The sequence below is a fragment of the Mesorhizobium sp. WSM3859 genome, from assembly GCF_002295065.1.
In the GTDB taxonomy this organism is placed as follows: domain Bacteria; phylum Pseudomonadota; class Alphaproteobacteria; order Rhizobiales; family Rhizobiaceae; genus Mesorhizobium.
Genome location: NZ_NSGG01000001.1, coordinates 467,224 through 483,467, shown reverse-complemented (window position 1 = coordinate 483,467; position 16,244 = coordinate 467,224). Strand labels below are relative to the sequence as shown.

Below are 16,244 nucleotides of genomic sequence, written 5' to 3'. Positions count from 1 at the left end.
TTCTGTCTGAACGGAAGATGAACGGAAAGGTTCCATCAACCATAACGAGCATCGAGCCTGGCTCTTGTCTTCGCCCTCGCTTGCAGGCAAAGGTCACGGCCATGTCGCTGCGGCTCGCCACTTTCAATGTCGAGAACCTGATGAACAGGTTCGATTTTTCGGGCTATCGCAACCAGCTCAATGAAGACCGCACGCTAGCGCTGTTCGAGATCCAGAGCGAGGCCGAATACCGGGTCCTCGAACAGGCCCGCGCGATCGCCCAGTCCGACGACACCCGCCAGTTGACGGCGCTCGCCATCGCGGCCACCCGCGCGGACATCATCTGCATGCAGGAGGTCGACAATATCGAGGCGCTCAAGGCGTTCGAATATGGCTATCTGTTCAAGATGATCGGGCAGGGCTACCGGCAGAAATACACCACGGCCGGGAACGACTCCCGCGGCATCGATGTCGCAGTGATGATGCGCAACCAGACCCTGGAGGGCCAGCCGATCGAGTTCGTGCGCATGACGAGCCATGCCTATGTCACGTTCGAGCGGTTCGGCCTCTTCACGCCGGAACTTGCGGCGCTCGGACATGTGGCGAGCGACCGCATCTTTCGCCGGGACTGCCTGGAGGTCGACCTCACTGTCGGCGGCGTGCCGCTGACTCTCTATCTCGTGCATTTCAAGTCGATGGGCTCACCGCGCAACGGGCTAGACGGCCGCGAGGCGACAATGCCGCTGCGCATGGCCGAGGCGCAGGCCGTGCGCCGCATCATCGAGGAGCGTTTCGGCAAGGACCATGCCGCCGACAAGCGCTGGGCGATCTGCGGCGACATGAACGATTACCGGCAGCGTGTGAGGATCGAGGGCGACAGCTTCGACGGCTACCGTTTCGAGGTTGTCGACGAAGCCTTGTCCTCGATCAACGTCCTGACCGCCGGCGGCTTTTGCGAGAACGTCGTCGAGCGGCGGCCGGAGATGGACCGCTGGAGCTTCTACCACACGCGCGGCCCGGAGGAGCGGCATCTCTGCCAGCTCGATTACATCCTCCTGTCGAAAGCCCTGGCGGCGAAGAACGCGACCGCCGTGCCGGACATCATCCGCCACGGCCAGCCCTGGCGCACCATCTTCCCGGCGGGCCAGGAGGTCGAGCGTTTCCCGCGCGCCGGCTGGGACAGGCCGAAAGCGTCCGACCATTGCCCCGTGGCGATCACATTGGACATGGCGTGACCCCATTGAGTTTCGATCTGCCCCGCAACGTCATCCTGCCGGTCGATGCGATCGACGTCCGCCTCGATCCCAGCCCGCATCCCTTTGCACTGAGCAATGCGGACGCGATCGCCGAGAACTGGCGGCAGGAAATGGCGGCCAACCCGGCGCTGTTCGATGGCACGGTGGTGCTGCTTTCCGAGCTCGCTTACAGAGACAGCCGCCTCGTCGGCCGCTGCCACGCGGTGAGGTTCTCGACCTTCATGCTATGGCGCAAGCGGCGCGAGAACTCCGGCGCCGAGCATGCCTATGCGCACGCCATGCTGGTCGCCGGCGACAATGCGCTTGTGGCGATCCGCATGGGCCGGCACACGGTCAATGCGGGCCGCGTCTATTTCGCCGCCGGCTCGTTCGAGCCGGTCGACTTCCGTGCCGGGCTGGTCGATGTCGATTTCAACATGATCCGCGAGGTGGGGGAGGAGACAGGGCTCGACCTGTCGCAGGCTGAACGCGGACAGCGCTATCACGCGCTGTCGACGGCGAGTGGCACGGTGATCTTCCGCCGCTACCATGTTGCCGAAACGGCCGACGCGCTGGCGCGGCGCATCAGCGCCTTCGTCGCCGCCGAAGCTGAGCCGGAGATCGAAGGGCCGGTCATAATCCGCAACGCCGCCGATCTGCCGGATGGTCTTATGGGGCATATGAAACCGCTGATCGAATGGCATTTCGCCGACAGCGGCGAGGTTTGCTAATGCCTCATGGAAAGAGCGGCGGCAGAGCGTCGTCATGCGACGCGCCTTCTCCGGGGGCGCCGTCGTCCTTGTAGTAATAGCTGTAACCGTTGATGGCCGGCGCGCCGCCGAGATGCGCATAGAGAATTCTCGAACCTTCGGGGAAAAACCCTTTCCGGGTCAGGTCGATCAGCCCCTGCATCGACTTTCCCTCGTAGACCGGATCGGTGATCATCGCCTCGGTGCGAGCCGCCAGCCGGATCGCGTCGTTCGTTTCGTTCGATGGAACGCCATAGGCGGGATGGGCATAGTCGGGATTGATGACGATTTCGTCCTCGCGGACGGCGCGGCCCAGCCCGACGAGAGCGGCGGTGTCGTCGACGATGCGGCGGACCTGGGCGCGGGTCTGGTCGGGCGTGCCGGAGGCATCGATGCCGATCACCCGGTCGGCGCGATCTTGAGCGGCGAAGCCGACGATCATGCCGGCCTGTGTCGAGCCGGTCACGACACAGACGATGATGTAGTCGAATTTGAAACCGAGTTCGGCTTCCTGCTTCGCCACCTCCTCGGCAAAGCCGACATAGCCCAGGCCACCGAACTTGTGCACCGAAGCGCCGGCGGGGATAGGGTAGGGCTTGCCACCTGCATCCTTGACCGACTGGATCGCATCCTGCCAGCTCTTGCGGATGCCGATGTCGAAACCGTCGTCGACGAGCCGGCTGTCGGCGCCCATCAGGCGCGTCAGCAGGATATTGCCGACCCGGTCGTAGACCGCATCATAGTGCGGCACCCATTTCTCCTGGATCACCACGCATTTCATGCCGATCTTGGCGGCCGTCGCGGCGACCATGCGCGTGTGGTTCGATTGGACGCCGCCGATCGACACCAGCGTGTCGGCGCCCGACGCGATCGCATCGGGCACGATATATTCGAGCTTGCGCAGCTTGTTGCCGCCCATGGCCAGCCCGGAATTGCAATCGTCACGCTTTGCGTAGACCCGCACCTTGCCGCCGAGCGCCGCGCTGAGACGCGGCAGATGCTCGATCGGCGTCGGTCCGAAGGTCAGCGGATACCGTTCAAATTTCTCGAGAAGCGACATTGACCTGCCCTCCGCCATAGCCGTTTTTCAACACGCCCAGGATAGGGCGAAATGCATGAAAAGTGCTCCCGAACTTGCCTTCAAGATTTTATATAAGCGCCAAAGATCGCGCTAGGTGTTGGATAAAACAGCTATACAGGTTAGGAAAATGGAAGAATCTTCCACTTCAGCTTTCGACCGCATCGACGTCAAGATCCTGCGGGCCCTGCAGGCCGAGGGCGGTTGACCAATGCCGAGTTGGCGGCCCGGGTGAATGTCAGCGCCGCCACCTGCCATCGGCGCACGCAACGCCTGTTCGAAGAGGGCTACATCACCGGAGTGAGGGCGGAGATCGCGCCCGCCGCGGTGGGGCTTGGCGCGCTGGTCATGGTCGGAGTCGTGCTCGACCGCTCGACGCCCGAAAGCTTCGGCGCTTTCGAGGAGGCGGTGCTGAAGCTCAAGGAAGTTCTGGACTGCAATCTCGTGGCCGGCGACTTCGACTATCTGTTGAAGATACGCGTGCGCGACATGGCGGATTTCAACAAGCTGCACGGCCAGAAGCTGATCGCGCTGCCCGGTGTCCGGCAGACCCGGACGTTCTTCGTCATGAAAGAGGTCAAGGAGAATGCGCGGCTGCCGTTTTGACAGGCAGTTCGCGGCTCCATTCTGTCGCGGCGATCAGAGCCGTTCCTTTTGCGGCAATGCCTTGCGGTCATTACGCGCCGCGACGAAGAACAGGATGAAGCAGAGGCCGAGGAGCGCGCCCATCGCCATGCCCATCGTCTGGCCGACCACTTCCTGGAAATTGGGTGCGACGCGATCCGGGTTGGCCAGACCGAAGCGGGCCAGATACCACCAGATGCCGCCCAGGAACGCCTCAACGACAATTGCCACGACGATCACGCGCGCCTTCCTGCTCATTCGGTCTGTCCCCTTCAAGGTTTCCCAGGAGACCGCTTTATCACCGCAGGATTTGCGGCAACAGAGCCGAGCGATGCCGGGTGCTATTCGTGCCGGAGCGCGTCAATCGGATCGAGGCGGGCGCCGCGCAGCGCCGGGAAGAAGCCGAACACCATGCCGATCAGCGCCGAGAAGCCGACGGCGAGCAGGATGACGGCCGGGCTTGGCGCGAAAGGTATCGTCAGCGCCATCGAGGCAAGGCCCGCCAGCGAAAGCCCGATCAGGATCCCGATGATGCCGCCAAGCAGCGCCAGCACCGTTGCCTCGACCAGGAACTGGATGAGGATGTGTTTTTCGTGCGCGCCGATCGCCAGCCTGATGCCGATCTCGCGCGTGCGTTCAGTGACCGAGACGAGCATGATGTTCATGATGCCGATACCGCCGACCAGGAGGCTGACGCCGGCGACGGCGCCCAGCATGCCGGTCATGGTGGTCGTGGCGCTGGTCATCGCATCGGCGATCTGGGTCATGTCGCGGATGGCGAAATCGGCATCGCGGTCCGGCGTGATGCGGCGCGTGTCGCGCAAGATGTCCTCGACGCGCGGCTGCAACTCACTGGTCGGCGTGCGGTCGTCGGCGGCGATGTAGATGTTGTCGATGTCGCGGTTGCCGGCGATGCGCCGCTGATAGGCGTGCAGCGGCATCAGCACGACATTGTCCTGGTCCTGGCCGAAGCCGGTATAGCCCTTGGGCTCGAGCAGGCCGATGATCTTGCAGGAGGTGCGGTTGACGCGGATGATCTCGCCCTCCGGATCGCCGGCGCCGAAGAATTGCTGGCGCACCGTCTCGCCGATCAGGCAGACACCGGTGCCGGCGCGCGTTTCGGAATCGCTGAACGGCCGCCCCGACACCAGCTTCCAGTCGCGGGCGTCGAGATAGGCGCTGTCCGTGCCGGTCACGCCCGATGTCAGGCTTTCGGTGCCGAAGATGACGCGGACCTGTTTTTGCGAGGCAGGCGAAATCGCTCGGGCGCCGCTCAGATGCGCGACGAGCGCCGTGACATCCTTTTCGGCCAGCGGCCGCACCGCCTGGTCGAGACCTCCCGGACCGCCGGGGCCGGCAGGCCGGCCGGCGCGAACAACGAGCAGATTGCTGCCGAGCTTGGAAATATCGGCCTTGACCTTCTCCGTCGTGCCGGAGCCGATGGTGAGCATGGCGATGACGGCGGCGACGCCGATGACGATGCCAAGCAGCGTCAGGAAGGAGCGCAGCACGTTGCGGCGGATCGAGCGCAGCGAAAGGCGGACCGTCTCCCAGATCACGCCGCTTCCTCCGCTGTCAAGGTGTCAGAGGCGACATGGCCGTCGAGGAAGCGGATGGTGCGGCCGGCATAGTCCGCGACATCGGCCTCGTGCGTGACCATGACGATGGAGAGCCCGAGTTCGGCATTGAGCCTTGTCAGCAGCTCCATGATCTCATGCGTGCGCGCGGTGTCGAGATTGCCGGTCGGTTCGTCGGCAACGAGCAACGTCGGCCTGGTGACGATGGCGCGGGCGATCGCCACGCGCTGCTGCTGGCCGCCCGACAGCTCGGCCGGGGTGTGGTGCTCGCGCCCGACGAGCCCGACCTCGGCCAGCGCCTGCATGGCGAGGTCGCGGCGCTTGCGCGCGGCGACGCCGCGATAGATCAGCGGCAGCTCGACATTTTCCGCCGCCGTGGTGCGCGGCAACAGGTTGTAGCCCTGGAAGACGAAGCCGACATAAAGGTTGCGCAAAAGCGCGCGGCGGTTGCGGTCGAGCCGGCCGGCATCGACGCCCATGAAGGAGTAAGTTCCAGCCGTCGGCGTGTCGAGGCAGCCGATGATGTTCATCGCCGTCGACTTGCCTGAGCCCGAGGGACCCATGATGGCGACGAATTCGCCGCGCCGGATGGCGAGATCGACGCTGGCCAGCGCATGCACGCGGGCCTCGCCCTCGCCATAGCTTTTCCAGACCTTGTCGAAGGTGATGAGGAGGGGAGCCGACATGTCGTCAGCTCCGCTGCTGCGCGCCGGTGATCACTTGCGCGCCCTCATCGAGGCCTGACGTGATTTCGGTCAGCTCGCCGTCGGTCGAACCGATCTTGACGTTGACCGGATGCGGCCTTCCATTCTCCAGCACGTAAAGCGTGCGCGAGCCGGTCGGCGCCTTGGTCGGCTCGCGCTGCCGGTTGGGGCGGCCCATGCGGCCGGTGAAGAGGTCGCTCAGGCTCCAACCGCGCGCCGCCTGTTGCATCGGGCGATAGCGGAGCGCGGTCGAGGGAACGGTGAGCACGCCCTTGGCCTGACGGGTAACGACCGAGACCGTCGCCGTCATGCCGGGCCTGAGCAAAAGCTCGCCATTATCGACTTCGAGGCGCGCTTTGTAAGTGACGACGCCGTCGGTGGTCACCGAGGCGTAGGAGATGTCGCGGATCTCCGCGTCGAAGGGACGGTCGGGGAAAGCGTCGACGGTGAAGCGGGCGTGCTGGCCGGGCTTCACCGCGCCGATATCGGCTTCGTCCACTGCAGCCTGCAATTCCATGTTGCGAAGGTCGGCGGCGATGACGAACAGCACCGGCGCCTGCAGCGAGGAAGCGACCGTCTGGCCGGGATCGACCGAGCGTGTGAGCACGATGCCGTCGATCGGCGCGTAGATGGTGCTTTTCGCCAGATCGGTCTGCTGCGCCTTGAGGTCGGCCTGGGCGATGGCGAGATTGGCCTCGGCGCTGTCGAGCGCTGCCTTCGAGCGGTCGCGCGTCGCGGTCGCCGCTTCGAGCGACTGGTCCGTCGCCATGCCGCGCTTGGTGAGCGCGCTCGCGCGCACAACCGCGTTCTCGTTTTCCTGCAAGGTCACCTTGGCGTCCTCGACAGCTGCGGCTGCCGCCTTGGCGGAGGCGGTGGCACGCTCGATCTGGACCTCCAGCTTGGCGGTATCGAGCGTCGCCAGCACGTCACCCTTCTTGACCTGCTGGTTTTCGTTGACCGCAACCGAGCGGATGATGCCGGACAACTCGCTGGAGATGTCGACCTGGATGAGGGGCTGCAGCGTGCCGGTGGCGGAAACCTCGACGGTGAGGTCGGCGATCGCCGCAGACACGGTGGTATACTCAATCCTTGGCGGTGCGGCGGCGTACGATTGATAGGCGGCAATGCCGGCCGCGACGACCGCTATCGCCAGCAGGGCGTAAAGCCAGAAGCGGCGGCGTTTGCGGTTTACGCCCTTGCGATCGAGCCCGAGCGCTGCCTCGATGGAAGTATCGGATTCCGCCTTTGGCGGATTGACAACCTGGTCCACCCCGGACCCCTATGCTGAAAAATTGACGTCCCTATCCGTTCACAGATCAGGCCTCAAAGATCGAATTTCAAATTAAATTTCCCTCATGTTGGGATTGAGGCAGCAATTCGGGGCGAGGCAAAAGGTTTTCTCCATGGCGCGCAATTACTTGCTTTACGATGTGTTTACCACCGAAAGGCTGGCCGGAAATCCGGTTGCAGTGGTGCTGGACAGTGATGGGCTCGACACTGCCGGCATGCAGGCGATCGCGCGCGAGTTCAATCTTTCCGAGACGGTGTTTGTGCTGCCGCCAGACAACCCGAAGCATCGCAAGCGCATCCGCATCTTCACGCCCGACTATGAGATGCCTTTCGCGGGCCATCCGACGGTCGGCTCGGCGATCGCGCTGGCCGAACTCGCCGAGGAGGAGGCCGGGATATTCGTCTTGGAGGAGAATATCGGGCCGGTGCGTTGCGCGGTGAGCAAGCATGACGGCTCGACTTTCGCCGAGTTCGATCTGGCGAAACTGCCGGAAGCCTTGGAGCTCAAGGCCGATCCGGAAGCGATCGGCGCGGCGCTCGGCCTTGCCCCGCATGAGATCGGCTTCGAGAATCACCGCGTCGCGTTCTGGTCGGCCGGCGTGCCTTATGTGACGATTCCGGTTGCCGGGTTGGAGGAGGCGGCCAAGATCAGGCTCGACAACCAGGCATGGTCGGAATTGGCGCCGCGCAAGAGCGAATGGGCCTTCGCCAGCCCGTATGTCTACTGCCGCGAGACGGTGCATCACGACAGCGGCTTCCACGTGCGCATGATCGTGCCCGGCACTCCGTCCTATGAAGACCCGGCGACCGGTTCGGCTGCCGCGGCCTTTGCCGGCGCCATCATGCATTTCGACGCCCCGACCGACGGCATATCGCAGCTCTGGATCGAGCAGGGGCTGGAAATGGGCCGGCCCTCGCGCATCCGCCTCGAACTCAATGTCGATGGCGGAAAACTGGCCTCCGCGCGCATTGGCGGCCATGCCGTGAAAGTGGCCGAGGGCAAGCTTTCCGTTTGACGGGTGCGGCCTCTTTTGAGCGAGCATGATCTTTTCCGAAAACCGGTATCCACTTTTCCGGATCATGCTTCAGCGATTTGTCGGGAAATGATCCAAGAGGGGGTGGACATCGTTGGAATCGGCGGCTATATGCGCCGCCGACGCTGAGTTTTCCGGCGGTGTGGGTGTGTAGCTCAGTTGGTAGAGCAGCTGACTCTTAATCAGCGGGTCCACAGTTCGATCCTGTGCACACCCACCATCAATCTCTTGTTTTCCTAGCGCTTTACGCCTGCCGAAAGACATCGTCTTGCGGATCCTGACATCGGGTCCCAGCCGGAGCCAGGAAGAGCAGAGCTACCGCCATGTTGGAGTCTGCTCCGGGGGTATGGACGCTTTCGCTCATGCGCAATATGGATGGGGATGTGGCCTGTCGTGGCGCTCGCATTTTCGCTGCGTCGCGAAGGCAGACGACGAGACGTTCGTTCAATGATGCTGCGCCGGGCGAGTTGGCCTTTGATTGACGCCGCCCTGCAAAAGTGTCGATTTTCAGGGGAACTGGTCATGACCGACAACAAGCCGGCCGTAGACGTCACCAAGGATTGGCAAGCAACGCAGGGCCAGAAGTCCGCTGCCTCGCGCCTCCGCCTTTTCGCAGCGCTCTCGTGGATCGTCGCCATTGGCGGCGAGATTGCCGGGATCGTTTTGTTCTACAAGCACAAGTTCGACCAGGGCAACCTGCCGCTGCTGATCGGCATTCTGGTCGGTATCGCGATTTTCGCAATCGCCGGTAACTTGTTTTGGAAGGCTGCCAACCGGCACGACCCGGCTCGGGCATCCGACACGGCCAGGTTCTTCTTCCAAAACCAGCTCGGCGCAATCATCACGCTGATCGCCTTCCTCCCGTTGATCTTCCTTATCCTCACCGACAAGAACATGGATCCGCAGACCAAGAAGGTCGCTGGCGGCGTCGGTGCTGTGCTGGCGGTGATCGCGGCGATAACGGGCGTCAGCTTGAAGCCCCCGTCGGTCGAGCAGTACACCCAGGACATGAATTCGTGCGCGGCCCAGATCAGGGCCGGACAGCCGACCACCGCCTGCTCGCCCGAGGTCGCCGCCCAGGCTCAGGAGATCGCCACGGACACCGCCGCGGTGACGGCGGCGACGAAGGACGCGAGCCACCCTGCCGGTCAGGACGTCGTGTACTGGATCGCGCCGGAAAACGGAGCCGCGAAGTCCTCCGAACCGCATGTTTTCCATCTCTGTGCAGCCGTGAGCCCGCTGAAGGACAAGACCGTCAACAGCGGCTCCGTAACGGAGGCCTATGCGCAGAACGCCATCCGCATCACGAAGCAGATCGAGATGGAACAGAAGCAATGCGGGTTCACCGCCTCGTCGCAGTGAACCTGCCCGAGCGATCGCCCGCGTCGCAGCCGGGTGACATTGCGCCTAGACCCTTCGAAGATTGACTGGGCGTTTCATCGTTTCACGCGAACGGCGAAACGCCCTTTCTATTCTACTTCTCCGAAACACCGGCCTCGGCGAAGCTCGCCATCCTGGCGTGACATTCCAGCGCCGAGCGAACGATGTTGACGGCAAGGCAGGCACCGGAGCCTTCGCCGAGCCGCATGCCGAGATCGAGCAGCGGCGGCAGGCCGAGCGCTTCGAGCAGGCGGCGGTGGCCGGCTTCGGCCGAGACATGGGCGGCGATGGTGTGGGCGAGGCCGGTCGGGTGCAGCCGGGCCAGGGGTGCCGCGGCGGCGGTGCACACAAAACCGTCGAGCAGCACCGGCACGTTGTTCTTGCGCGCCGCCAGCGTGGCGCCGAAGATGGCGGCGAGCTCGCGTCCGCCAAGGGCAGCCGCAATCTTCAGCGGATCGGACAGCGAATCGGCGTGGCGCTTGAGTCCTGCTTCGATGGCTACCACCTTGCGCTTCATGCCGGCATCGTCGACGCCGGTGCCGCGTCCGGTCCATTTTTCCGCGCCGCCGCCGAAGAGGGCGGTCGAGATCGCGGCGGCCGGCGTGGTGTTGCCGATGCCCATCTCGCCGAAGCAGACGAGATCGAGATCCTTGGTTACCGCGTCGTAGCCGGTCGAGACGGCGGCGAGGAAGGCCTTTTCGTCCATCGCCGGCACCTGTGTGAAATCGCCTGTCGGATGATCGAGATCGAGGGGAATGACGTCCAGCTTTGCTCCGGCAATGCGGGCAAGCTGGTTGATGGCGGCGCCGCCGCCGGCGAAATTCGCCACCATCTGCACGGTCACCTCAGACGGATAGGCCGAGACGCCCTGCGCGGTGACGCCGTGATTGCCGGCGAAGACAAAGACTTTCACCGCATCGAGCTTCGGCATGTCGCGGCCCTGCCAGCGGCCCAGCCAGGCGGCGATCGTTTCCAGCCGGCCGAGGCTGCCCGGCGGCTTGGTCAGAGTGTCCTGGCGTTTTGCCACGGCGCTGGCGGCAACGTCGCTGCCGGCGGGGAGGTCGAGGCAGGCGGCACGCAGGTCTTCGAGGGATTTGAACGAGGTCGATTGGGGGAACATGGGGGCAAGGTCTCCGAGAGAGAATCAGGATAGGCAAACGGAAGCGGCAAGCAGCACGGCGATCTCGCCGAGCTGCTGCAGCGCGCCGATCGTGTCGCCGGTCTGGCCGCCGATCTGGCTGAGGCAAAGCGAGCGGAAGGCGGCAAACAGCAAGCCGAGCAGGATGAGCGCCGCGATGGCGCCGCCGAGGCCGAGCGCCAGCAGCGCCACCGCGCCGAGCGCCGCACCGATGATGGCGGTCTCGGCAGTGACGGAGCCCGCATTGGCGGACAGGCCGTCGGCGCGAGCCGGTGGCAGAAGATGCATGAAGGCGCCGAACAGGCCGCGCGAGGCGGCATGCGCGGCAAGCAGCGCCAGGAGGATGTGGCCGGGACCGGCGAGTTCGGACAGCGCGCTCCAGCGGATGAGCAGCGAGATGCCGAGGGCTGCGGCGCCATAGGCACCGATGCGGCTGTCGCGCATGATTTCCAGTTTCCTGTCGCGCGTCCTGCCGCCGCCAAAACCGTCGGCGATATCGGAAAGCCCGTCCTCATGCAGGCAGCCGGTGACGAGCATCGTCGCGGCGAGCGTCAGCGCGGCAGCCGGGCCGCTGGCAAGACCCAGACTGTAGGCGATGGCGTAGACGAGCGCGCCGATGATCGCCACGGCCAGACCGGCGAAAGGCGCCGCCCAGATCGCATCCGCCAGGCCGCGGCCGCCGAAATCGCTCGAGGGCAACCTCAGTCGGGTGAAGAAGACGAGGCTGAGGCCGATATCGTCAAGCACCTGCCTAGGTGCGGAAGGGCCGCTCATGCGCCCCTCGCTATGGCGTGAAAGAAGGTGCCGCTGACATGGCCGCGCCGGTAGCCGGAGGCGCCGAGCGGGTTGCCCTGGCCATCGGCAAGGTCGGCCAAGGGCTCGTCATTGCCGGTGGCCGTCATCTGCGCATAGTGGAATTCGTGGCCGCGGATCAGCGTGCCCTCCGGTCCCAACGGGCAGGCGGCGCGCAGCCGCGCCTGGCGATAGCCGAGATTCATCTTGCGCCTGGCGAAGCTGGTCGAATGTCCAAGCAGGCCGAGCATCCTGTGGCTTGTCCCCTCCGCGTTTTCCAGTATTTCGCCCAGCACCATGAAGCCGCCGCATTCGCCGTGGACCGGCTTCGCCGCCGCAAAGCGCGCCATTGCCGCCTGGAAGTTCGTCGCGGCCGCGAGCTTGCCGGCATGCAGCTCGGGATAGCCGCCGGGCAGCCAGCAGACGTCGCAGTCCTGCGAGGGCCTTTCGTCGGCAAGCGGCGAGAAAGGCACGATCTCCGCGCCCGCCTTGCGCCAATGCGTGGCGACATGCGGATAGAGGAAGGTGAAGGCGGCGTCCTCGGCCAGCGCGATGCGCTGCCCGGGCGGCTGCAGCGCGTCACCGAAGTCGCCGGCCGCCGGCTCCAGCGGGGTGGCCAACGCCAAGATGGCGTCGATGTCGAGCGACTTTTCGACCATGTCGGCCAGCCGGTCGAGATGTGCCATCAGGTTCTCGTATTCGCCGGCCTGGACGAGGCCGAGATGCCGCTCCGGCAGGTTGAGCGTCGGATCGCGCAGGATTGCGCCGACCACGGGCAGGCCGATCGCTTCGATCGCGTCGCCGGACAGCCGGCGGTGGCGTTCGCTGCCGAGGCGGTTGAGCACGACGCCGGCCATGCGCACATCCGGATCGTAAGTGGCAAAACCCTTGGCGACGGCGGCTGCGGTGGTCGACTGCCCGGAAACGTCGAGCACCAGCAGCACCGGCAGGCCGTAGAGCCGCGCAAGATCGGCGGCTGAGCCCGAGTGGCCCTGCGCCGCGGGAATGCCGTCGAACAGGCCCATCGCGCTTTCGAGGATAACGTATTCGGCGTCGTCCGCGGCCTGGGCCGCCAGCGCGTTGAGGAGGGGAGGCGACATTGCCCAGCTGTCGAGATTGACGCCGGAAAGGCCGGTCGCGGCGGCGTGGAAGCCGGGGTCGATATAGTCCGGTCCGGACTTCGCGCCGCGCACTTTCAGGCCGCGCCGCGCAAGCGCGCGCAACAGGCCGATGGTGACGCTGGTCTTGCCCGAGCCGGAGCGCGGCGCGCCGATGATGATCGCGCGTGCCGTCATGCGCCGCCCGCCAGTGCCGCGCGCATGGCGACGATGCCGCCGACGACGATCAGCGCCGGCGAGGCAAGCCCGGCGGCAGCGGCCTCTTCAGCAATGGTCTCGAGCGTGGCGACGACGATGCGCTCCTGCGGGGTGGTAGCAGCGACGATCACCGCGGCGGGCGTCGTCGGCATGAGGCCGCCCTCGAGCAGCTTTGCCGCGATCACCGGCAGATTGGCCATGCCCATATAGACGACGACCGGCTGGCCGGTGCGGGCGATCGCCGCCCAGTCGATATCGTCATCCGTGCCTGCCGCATGGCCGGTGGCGAGAATGACGGCTTTGTTGATGCCCCGCATGGTGGCGGGAATGCCGGTGGCGGCCAATGCACTGAGGCCCGAGGTCAGGCCGGAAAGCACCCGGAACGGAATTTTCTCGCCTGCAAGCGCCAAGGCTTCTTCGCCGCCGCGGCCGAAAATATAGGGATCGCCGCCCTTGAGCCGCACGACACGGCGGCCTTGACGCGCCAGCCGCACCAGCAGGGCGTTGATATCGGCCTGCTTCATCGAAGGCTGGCCGCCGCGTTTTCCGGCGTAGAAGAGCTCGGCGCCCTGAGCGACCGCCACGACATCGGGCGAGACCAGCGCGTCATAGACCAGCGCGTCGCATTGCCCGAGCGCTGCCAGCACTTCCAGCGTCAGGCAGCCGGGATCGCCGGGGCCGGCGCCGGCCAGCCAGACATGGCCGGGCTCCAGCTCGCGCGGCTTGAAGTTCAGCCGCGCCAACGTCTGCTCAACCGTAGCCCGTCCGTTCATGTTGGCGCTGCCGTTCACAATCCATCCCGTCCGCGAAAACGCCGCTGGTAGTGGGCGTCGTAGAGTGAGCTTTCGCCGAAATCCTGCGCTGCGAGCGCGCTGCCGACGAAGATGATCGCCGTGCGCTCCATCGGGTTTTCCGCCAGCTGCGCTTCGATGGTGCCGAGCGTGCCGGTCAGGATGCGTTCGTCCGGCCAGGAGGCGCGGAAGACGACCGCGACCGGGCATTCGGCGCCGTAAAGCGGCGTCAGATCGGCGACGATGCGGTCGATGGCGTGGATGGCAAGATGGATGGCGAGCGTGGCGCCGGTGCGGCCGAAGCCGGCCAGCGTCTCGCCCGGCGGCATTTTCGAGGCGCGGCCGGAAACGCGGGTCAGCACAAGGCTTTGCGCGAGTTCGGGAATAGTGAGCTCGCGGCGCAGTGCCGCTGCCGCCGCCGCGAAGGAGGGCACGCCTGGGGTCAGCGTGTATGGGATGCCGTGCTTTCCCAACCGCCTGATCTGTTCGGCCACCGCGCTCCAAACGGAGAGGTCGCCGGAATGCAGGCGCGCGACATCCTGGCCGGCCTTGTGGGCGGCGACATATTCCGCCTCGATCTCGTCGAGCGACATCGGCGCGGTATCGATCAGTTTGGTGCCGGGCGCGCAATGTTCGAGCAGTTCCGGCGCGACGATCGAGCCGGCATGGAGGCAGACCGGGCAACTGGCCAGCAGCCGAGCGCCGCGCAGCGTGATGAGATCGGCAGCACCCGGACCGGCGCCGATGAAATGGACCGTCATGGCGCATCTCCGCTGATGGCTATGGCGCAGGTGACCGGGCCGACCACCGTGCGAGGCCCGAGCAGTCTTGCCCCGGCTCCGGCGACGGCGAGGGCGGACGCCTCCGAAACCGACGGCGTGCCGGCGCGGCTCTGCGAGAGATCCGAATGACTGAGCAGAGGCGCCACCTCATCCGGCCCTTCAGGCCACCTTCTCCCCTTGGGGGAGAAGAGACTGGCGGCGGCGCCTGTCATCTCCTCTCCCCTTGGGGAGAGGTCGGCCGAGCGAAGCGGAGGCCGGGTGAGGGGGAGTGACGGTTCGGAGCCGGAAGCATCAACCACTATTACGGGAAGGTTGAGTTCACGGCCGGCAGCGAAAATGGCTTCTTCGTTGCGTTTGAGTTCGGTCGTCGCCAGCGCCGAAAGCGCCGTCATCGCGAGGCCATGCGCTTCGAGCGCGGTCTCGATCGCCGCCAGCACTTCCTCGACGCTCACGCCCTTGCGGCTGCCGATGCCCGCGACCATCATGGTTTTGTCCAGCTCCACTGCGTGACCGGCATGGCTGGACGCCAGGCTTGCATCGAGCCGATAGGTGCGGCGCGCGACAGGGCGATGCGGGTCAGGTCGCCGCCGCGCCTGTTGTGCTGGTCGAGCAGCAGCGCTTCCATCTCAAGCGTCACCGCATTGGCGACGAGACGGCCGCCGGGACGGAGCGCCTTGATCGCCTTCTCCAGCACGCCGGCATCGCTGCCGCCGCCGCCGATGAAGACCGCATCCGGCGTTTCCAGTTTGGCGAAGGCCCTTGGCGCCGCGCCCTCGACCACGACCAGGCCGGGCGCGCCGCAATGCGCGGCGTTGCGGGCGATGCGGGCGGCGCGTTCGCTGTTGGCCTCGATGGCAATGGCACGCAGTGAAGGATGCGCCAGCATCCATTCGATGCCGATCGAGCCGGAGCCGGCGCCGATGTCCCACAACAACTCGCCGCGCCGCGGCGCCAGCGCCGACAGCGTGATGGCACGGATCTCGCGCTTGGTGATCTGGCCATCATGCTCGAACAGGTGATCGGCGAGGCCGACGGTCAAAGGCAGGACGCGCGCATCCGGCGTTGATTCAATTTCAAGCGCCAGCACGTTGAGCGGATTGATGTTTTTGAGATCGAAGGCGTCGGCGCTGGCCGTGCGACGCTTCTCGTCCTCACCGCCTAGCGCTTCCAGCACCGTCAGCCGCGACGGGCCGAAACCGAGTTCGTCAAGCAGCGTGGCGATGGCCGCTGGCGCATCGGCGTCGGAGGTAAGCGCTAGGATGCGCGCGCCGGGGTGGAGCAGGGGGCGGAGCAGGTCGATCGAATGGCCGTGCAGCGAGATCGTCTCCACCTCCTGCAACGCCCAGCCGAGGCGTGATGCCGCTAGCGACGGGGAGGAGGGCGCAGGCAGGACAAACAACTCATCCGGCTTGACTTTGCGGGCCAGCGTGACGCCGACGCCATGGAAGAACGGGTCGCCGGACGCGAGCACGCAGATTTTTTTGCCCTTGAGCGCCAGCACGTCGCGCATATCGGCATCGAAGGGCGTCGGCCATGGGCGCGCCTCGCCCTTGGCCAACGACGCGACAAGACTGAGATGCCGCTTGCCGCCGAACACGACCTCTGCCTGTGCGATGCGCTGCTTGGCCTCGTCGCCGAGACCCGCTACACCGTCCTCGCCGATGCCGACGATGGTGAGCCATTTCTGCGTTGGCTGCTTGTTTTTTGACATGCCGCGCCGCCCCTCATCCGCCTGCCGGCACCTTCTCCCCGTATAGTGACGGGGAGAAGGAGGT

At 65.5% G+C, this 16,244-nt stretch carries 16 protein-coding genes, 1 tRNA gene and 1 pseudogene; 6 read left to right on the top strand and 12 right to left on the bottom strand.

From position 1 onward, the window contains the following. The first annotated feature begins 101 nt into the window (after positions 1-101). Together CK230_RS02310 and CK230_RS02305 are read left to right on the top strand one after the other, a co-directional pair. The gene (locus tag CK230_RS02310; RefSeq protein ID WP_095815835.1) at positions 102-1,214 is read left to right on the top strand and encodes an endonuclease/exonuclease/phosphatase family protein; all 1,113 of its coding nucleotides are present in this window, start codon (positions 102-104) and stop codon (positions 1,212-1,214) included. Between the two features lie 5 nt (positions 1,215-1,219). After that, a complete protein-coding gene (locus CK230_RS02305; protein ID WP_095815562.1) occupies positions 1,220-1,945 on the top strand; it encodes a hypothetical protein in 726 nt (241 codons plus the stop codon). Positions 1,946-1,949: 4 nt separating this feature from the next. Here CK230_RS02305 and CK230_RS02300 read toward each other — a convergent pair whose 3' ends face one another. Then, positions 1,950-3,023: a 1-aminocyclopropane-1-carboxylate deaminase gene (locus CK230_RS02300; RefSeq protein ID WP_095815834.1), complete on the bottom strand. Its 1,074-nt coding sequence runs from the start codon at positions 3,021-3,023 to the stop codon at positions 1,950-1,952. Between the two features lie 148 nt (positions 3,024-3,171). Here CK230_RS02300 and CK230_RS02295 point away from each other — a divergent pair. Further along, positions 3,172-3,647 (top strand): annotated as a pseudogene (locus CK230_RS02295) (Lrp/AsnC ligand binding domain-containing protein). Between the two features lie 33 nt (positions 3,648-3,680). Here CK230_RS02295 and CK230_RS02290 read toward each other — a convergent pair. From CK230_RS02290 to CK230_RS02275, 4 genes are all read right to left on the bottom strand, one after another. After that, on the bottom strand, positions 3,681-3,923 hold the full coding sequence (locus CK230_RS02290) for a hypothetical protein (protein ID WP_095815561.1): 243 nt from the start codon (positions 3,921-3,923) through the stop codon (positions 3,681-3,683). A gap of 83 nt (positions 3,924-4,006) precedes the next feature. Further along, positions 4,007-5,224 carry an ABC transporter permease gene (locus tag CK230_RS02285; protein WP_095815560.1) on the bottom strand — a complete coding sequence of 406 codons (1,218 nt, stop codon included), beginning with the start codon at positions 5,222-5,224 and terminating at the stop codon, positions 4,007-4,009. After that, positions 5,221-5,928: an ABC transporter ATP-binding protein gene (locus CK230_RS02280; RefSeq protein ID WP_095815559.1), complete on the bottom strand. Its 708-nt coding sequence runs from the start codon at positions 5,926-5,928 to the stop codon at positions 5,221-5,223. Before CK230_RS02280 ends, CK230_RS02285 begins: the two co-directional genes overlap by 4 nt. 4 nt (positions 5,929-5,932) lie before the next feature. Then, complete coding sequence (locus tag CK230_RS02275) at positions 5,933-7,216, bottom strand: efflux RND transporter periplasmic adaptor subunit (protein WP_095815558.1); 1,284 nt, start codon at positions 7,214-7,216, stop codon at positions 5,933-5,935. A 133-nt stretch (positions 7,217-7,349) separates the two neighbouring features. Here CK230_RS02275 and CK230_RS02270 point away from each other — a divergent pair, with 133 nt between their 5' ends. From CK230_RS02270 to CK230_RS02260, 3 genes are all read left to right on the top strand, one after another. Beyond that, positions 7,350-8,252 (top strand): PhzF family phenazine biosynthesis protein, encoded by a 903-nt coding sequence (locus CK230_RS02270; protein ID WP_095815557.1) that lies wholly within the window; start codon positions 7,350-7,352, stop codon positions 8,250-8,252. Positions 8,253-8,414: 162 nt separating this feature from the next. Beyond that, positions 8,415-8,490 (top strand) — tRNA-Lys (locus tag CK230_RS02265). A gap of 302 nt (positions 8,491-8,792) precedes the next feature. Next, a complete protein-coding gene (locus CK230_RS02260; RefSeq protein ID WP_095815556.1) occupies positions 8,793-9,632 on the top strand; it encodes a hypothetical protein in 840 nt (279 codons plus the stop codon). A gap of 112 nt (positions 9,633-9,744) precedes the next feature. Here the strand turns inward: CK230_RS02260 and cobT are convergent, their stop codons facing one another. The 7 genes from cobT to cbiE are packed head-to-tail and all read right to left on the bottom strand — an operon-like array spanning position 9,745 to position 16,180. Beyond that, complete coding sequence (gene cobT, locus CK230_RS02255; protein ID WP_095815555.1) at positions 9,745-10,770, bottom strand: nicotinate-nucleotide--dimethylbenzimidazole phosphoribosyltransferase; 1,026 nt, start codon at positions 10,768-10,770, stop codon at positions 9,745-9,747. Between the two features lie 24 nt (positions 10,771-10,794). Beyond that, entirely contained in the window at positions 10,795-11,562 is a 768-nt protein-coding gene (cobS, locus tag CK230_RS02250) for an adenosylcobinamide-GDP ribazoletransferase (RefSeq protein WP_095815554.1), read from the bottom strand. Beyond that, the gene (locus CK230_RS02245; RefSeq protein ID WP_095815553.1) at positions 11,559-12,875 is read right to left on the bottom strand and encodes a cobyrinate a,c-diamide synthase; all 1,317 of its coding nucleotides are present in this window, start codon (positions 12,873-12,875) and stop codon (positions 11,559-11,561) included. Before CK230_RS02245 ends, cobS begins: the two co-directional genes overlap by 4 nt. Then, the gene (gene cobA / locus CK230_RS02240; protein ID WP_095815833.1) at positions 12,872-13,669 is read right to left on the bottom strand and encodes a uroporphyrinogen-III C-methyltransferase; all 798 of its coding nucleotides are present in this window, start codon (positions 13,667-13,669) and stop codon (positions 12,872-12,874) included. Before cobA ends, CK230_RS02245 begins: the two co-directional genes overlap by 4 nt. Before the next feature lie 14 nt (positions 13,670-13,683). After that, positions 13,684-14,448, bottom strand: coding sequence for a precorrin-4 C(11)-methyltransferase (gene cobM, locus CK230_RS02235; protein WP_095815552.1), 765 nt, complete (start codon positions 14,446-14,448; stop codon positions 13,684-13,686). Beyond that, a complete protein-coding gene (locus tag CK230_RS33495; RefSeq protein ID WP_245429794.1) occupies positions 14,445-14,954 on the bottom strand; it encodes a cobalamin biosynthesis protein in 510 nt (169 codons plus the stop codon). The genes cobM and CK230_RS33495 overlap by 4 nt, the downstream gene beginning before the upstream one ends. After that, positions 14,951-16,180: a precorrin-6y C5,15-methyltransferase (decarboxylating) subunit CbiE gene (cbiE, locus tag CK230_RS02220; protein WP_095815551.1), complete on the bottom strand. Its 1,230-nt coding sequence runs from the start codon at positions 16,178-16,180 to the stop codon at positions 14,951-14,953. The genes CK230_RS33495 and cbiE overlap by 4 nt, the downstream gene beginning before the upstream one ends. Between the last annotated feature and the right edge of the window lie 64 nt (positions 16,181-16,244).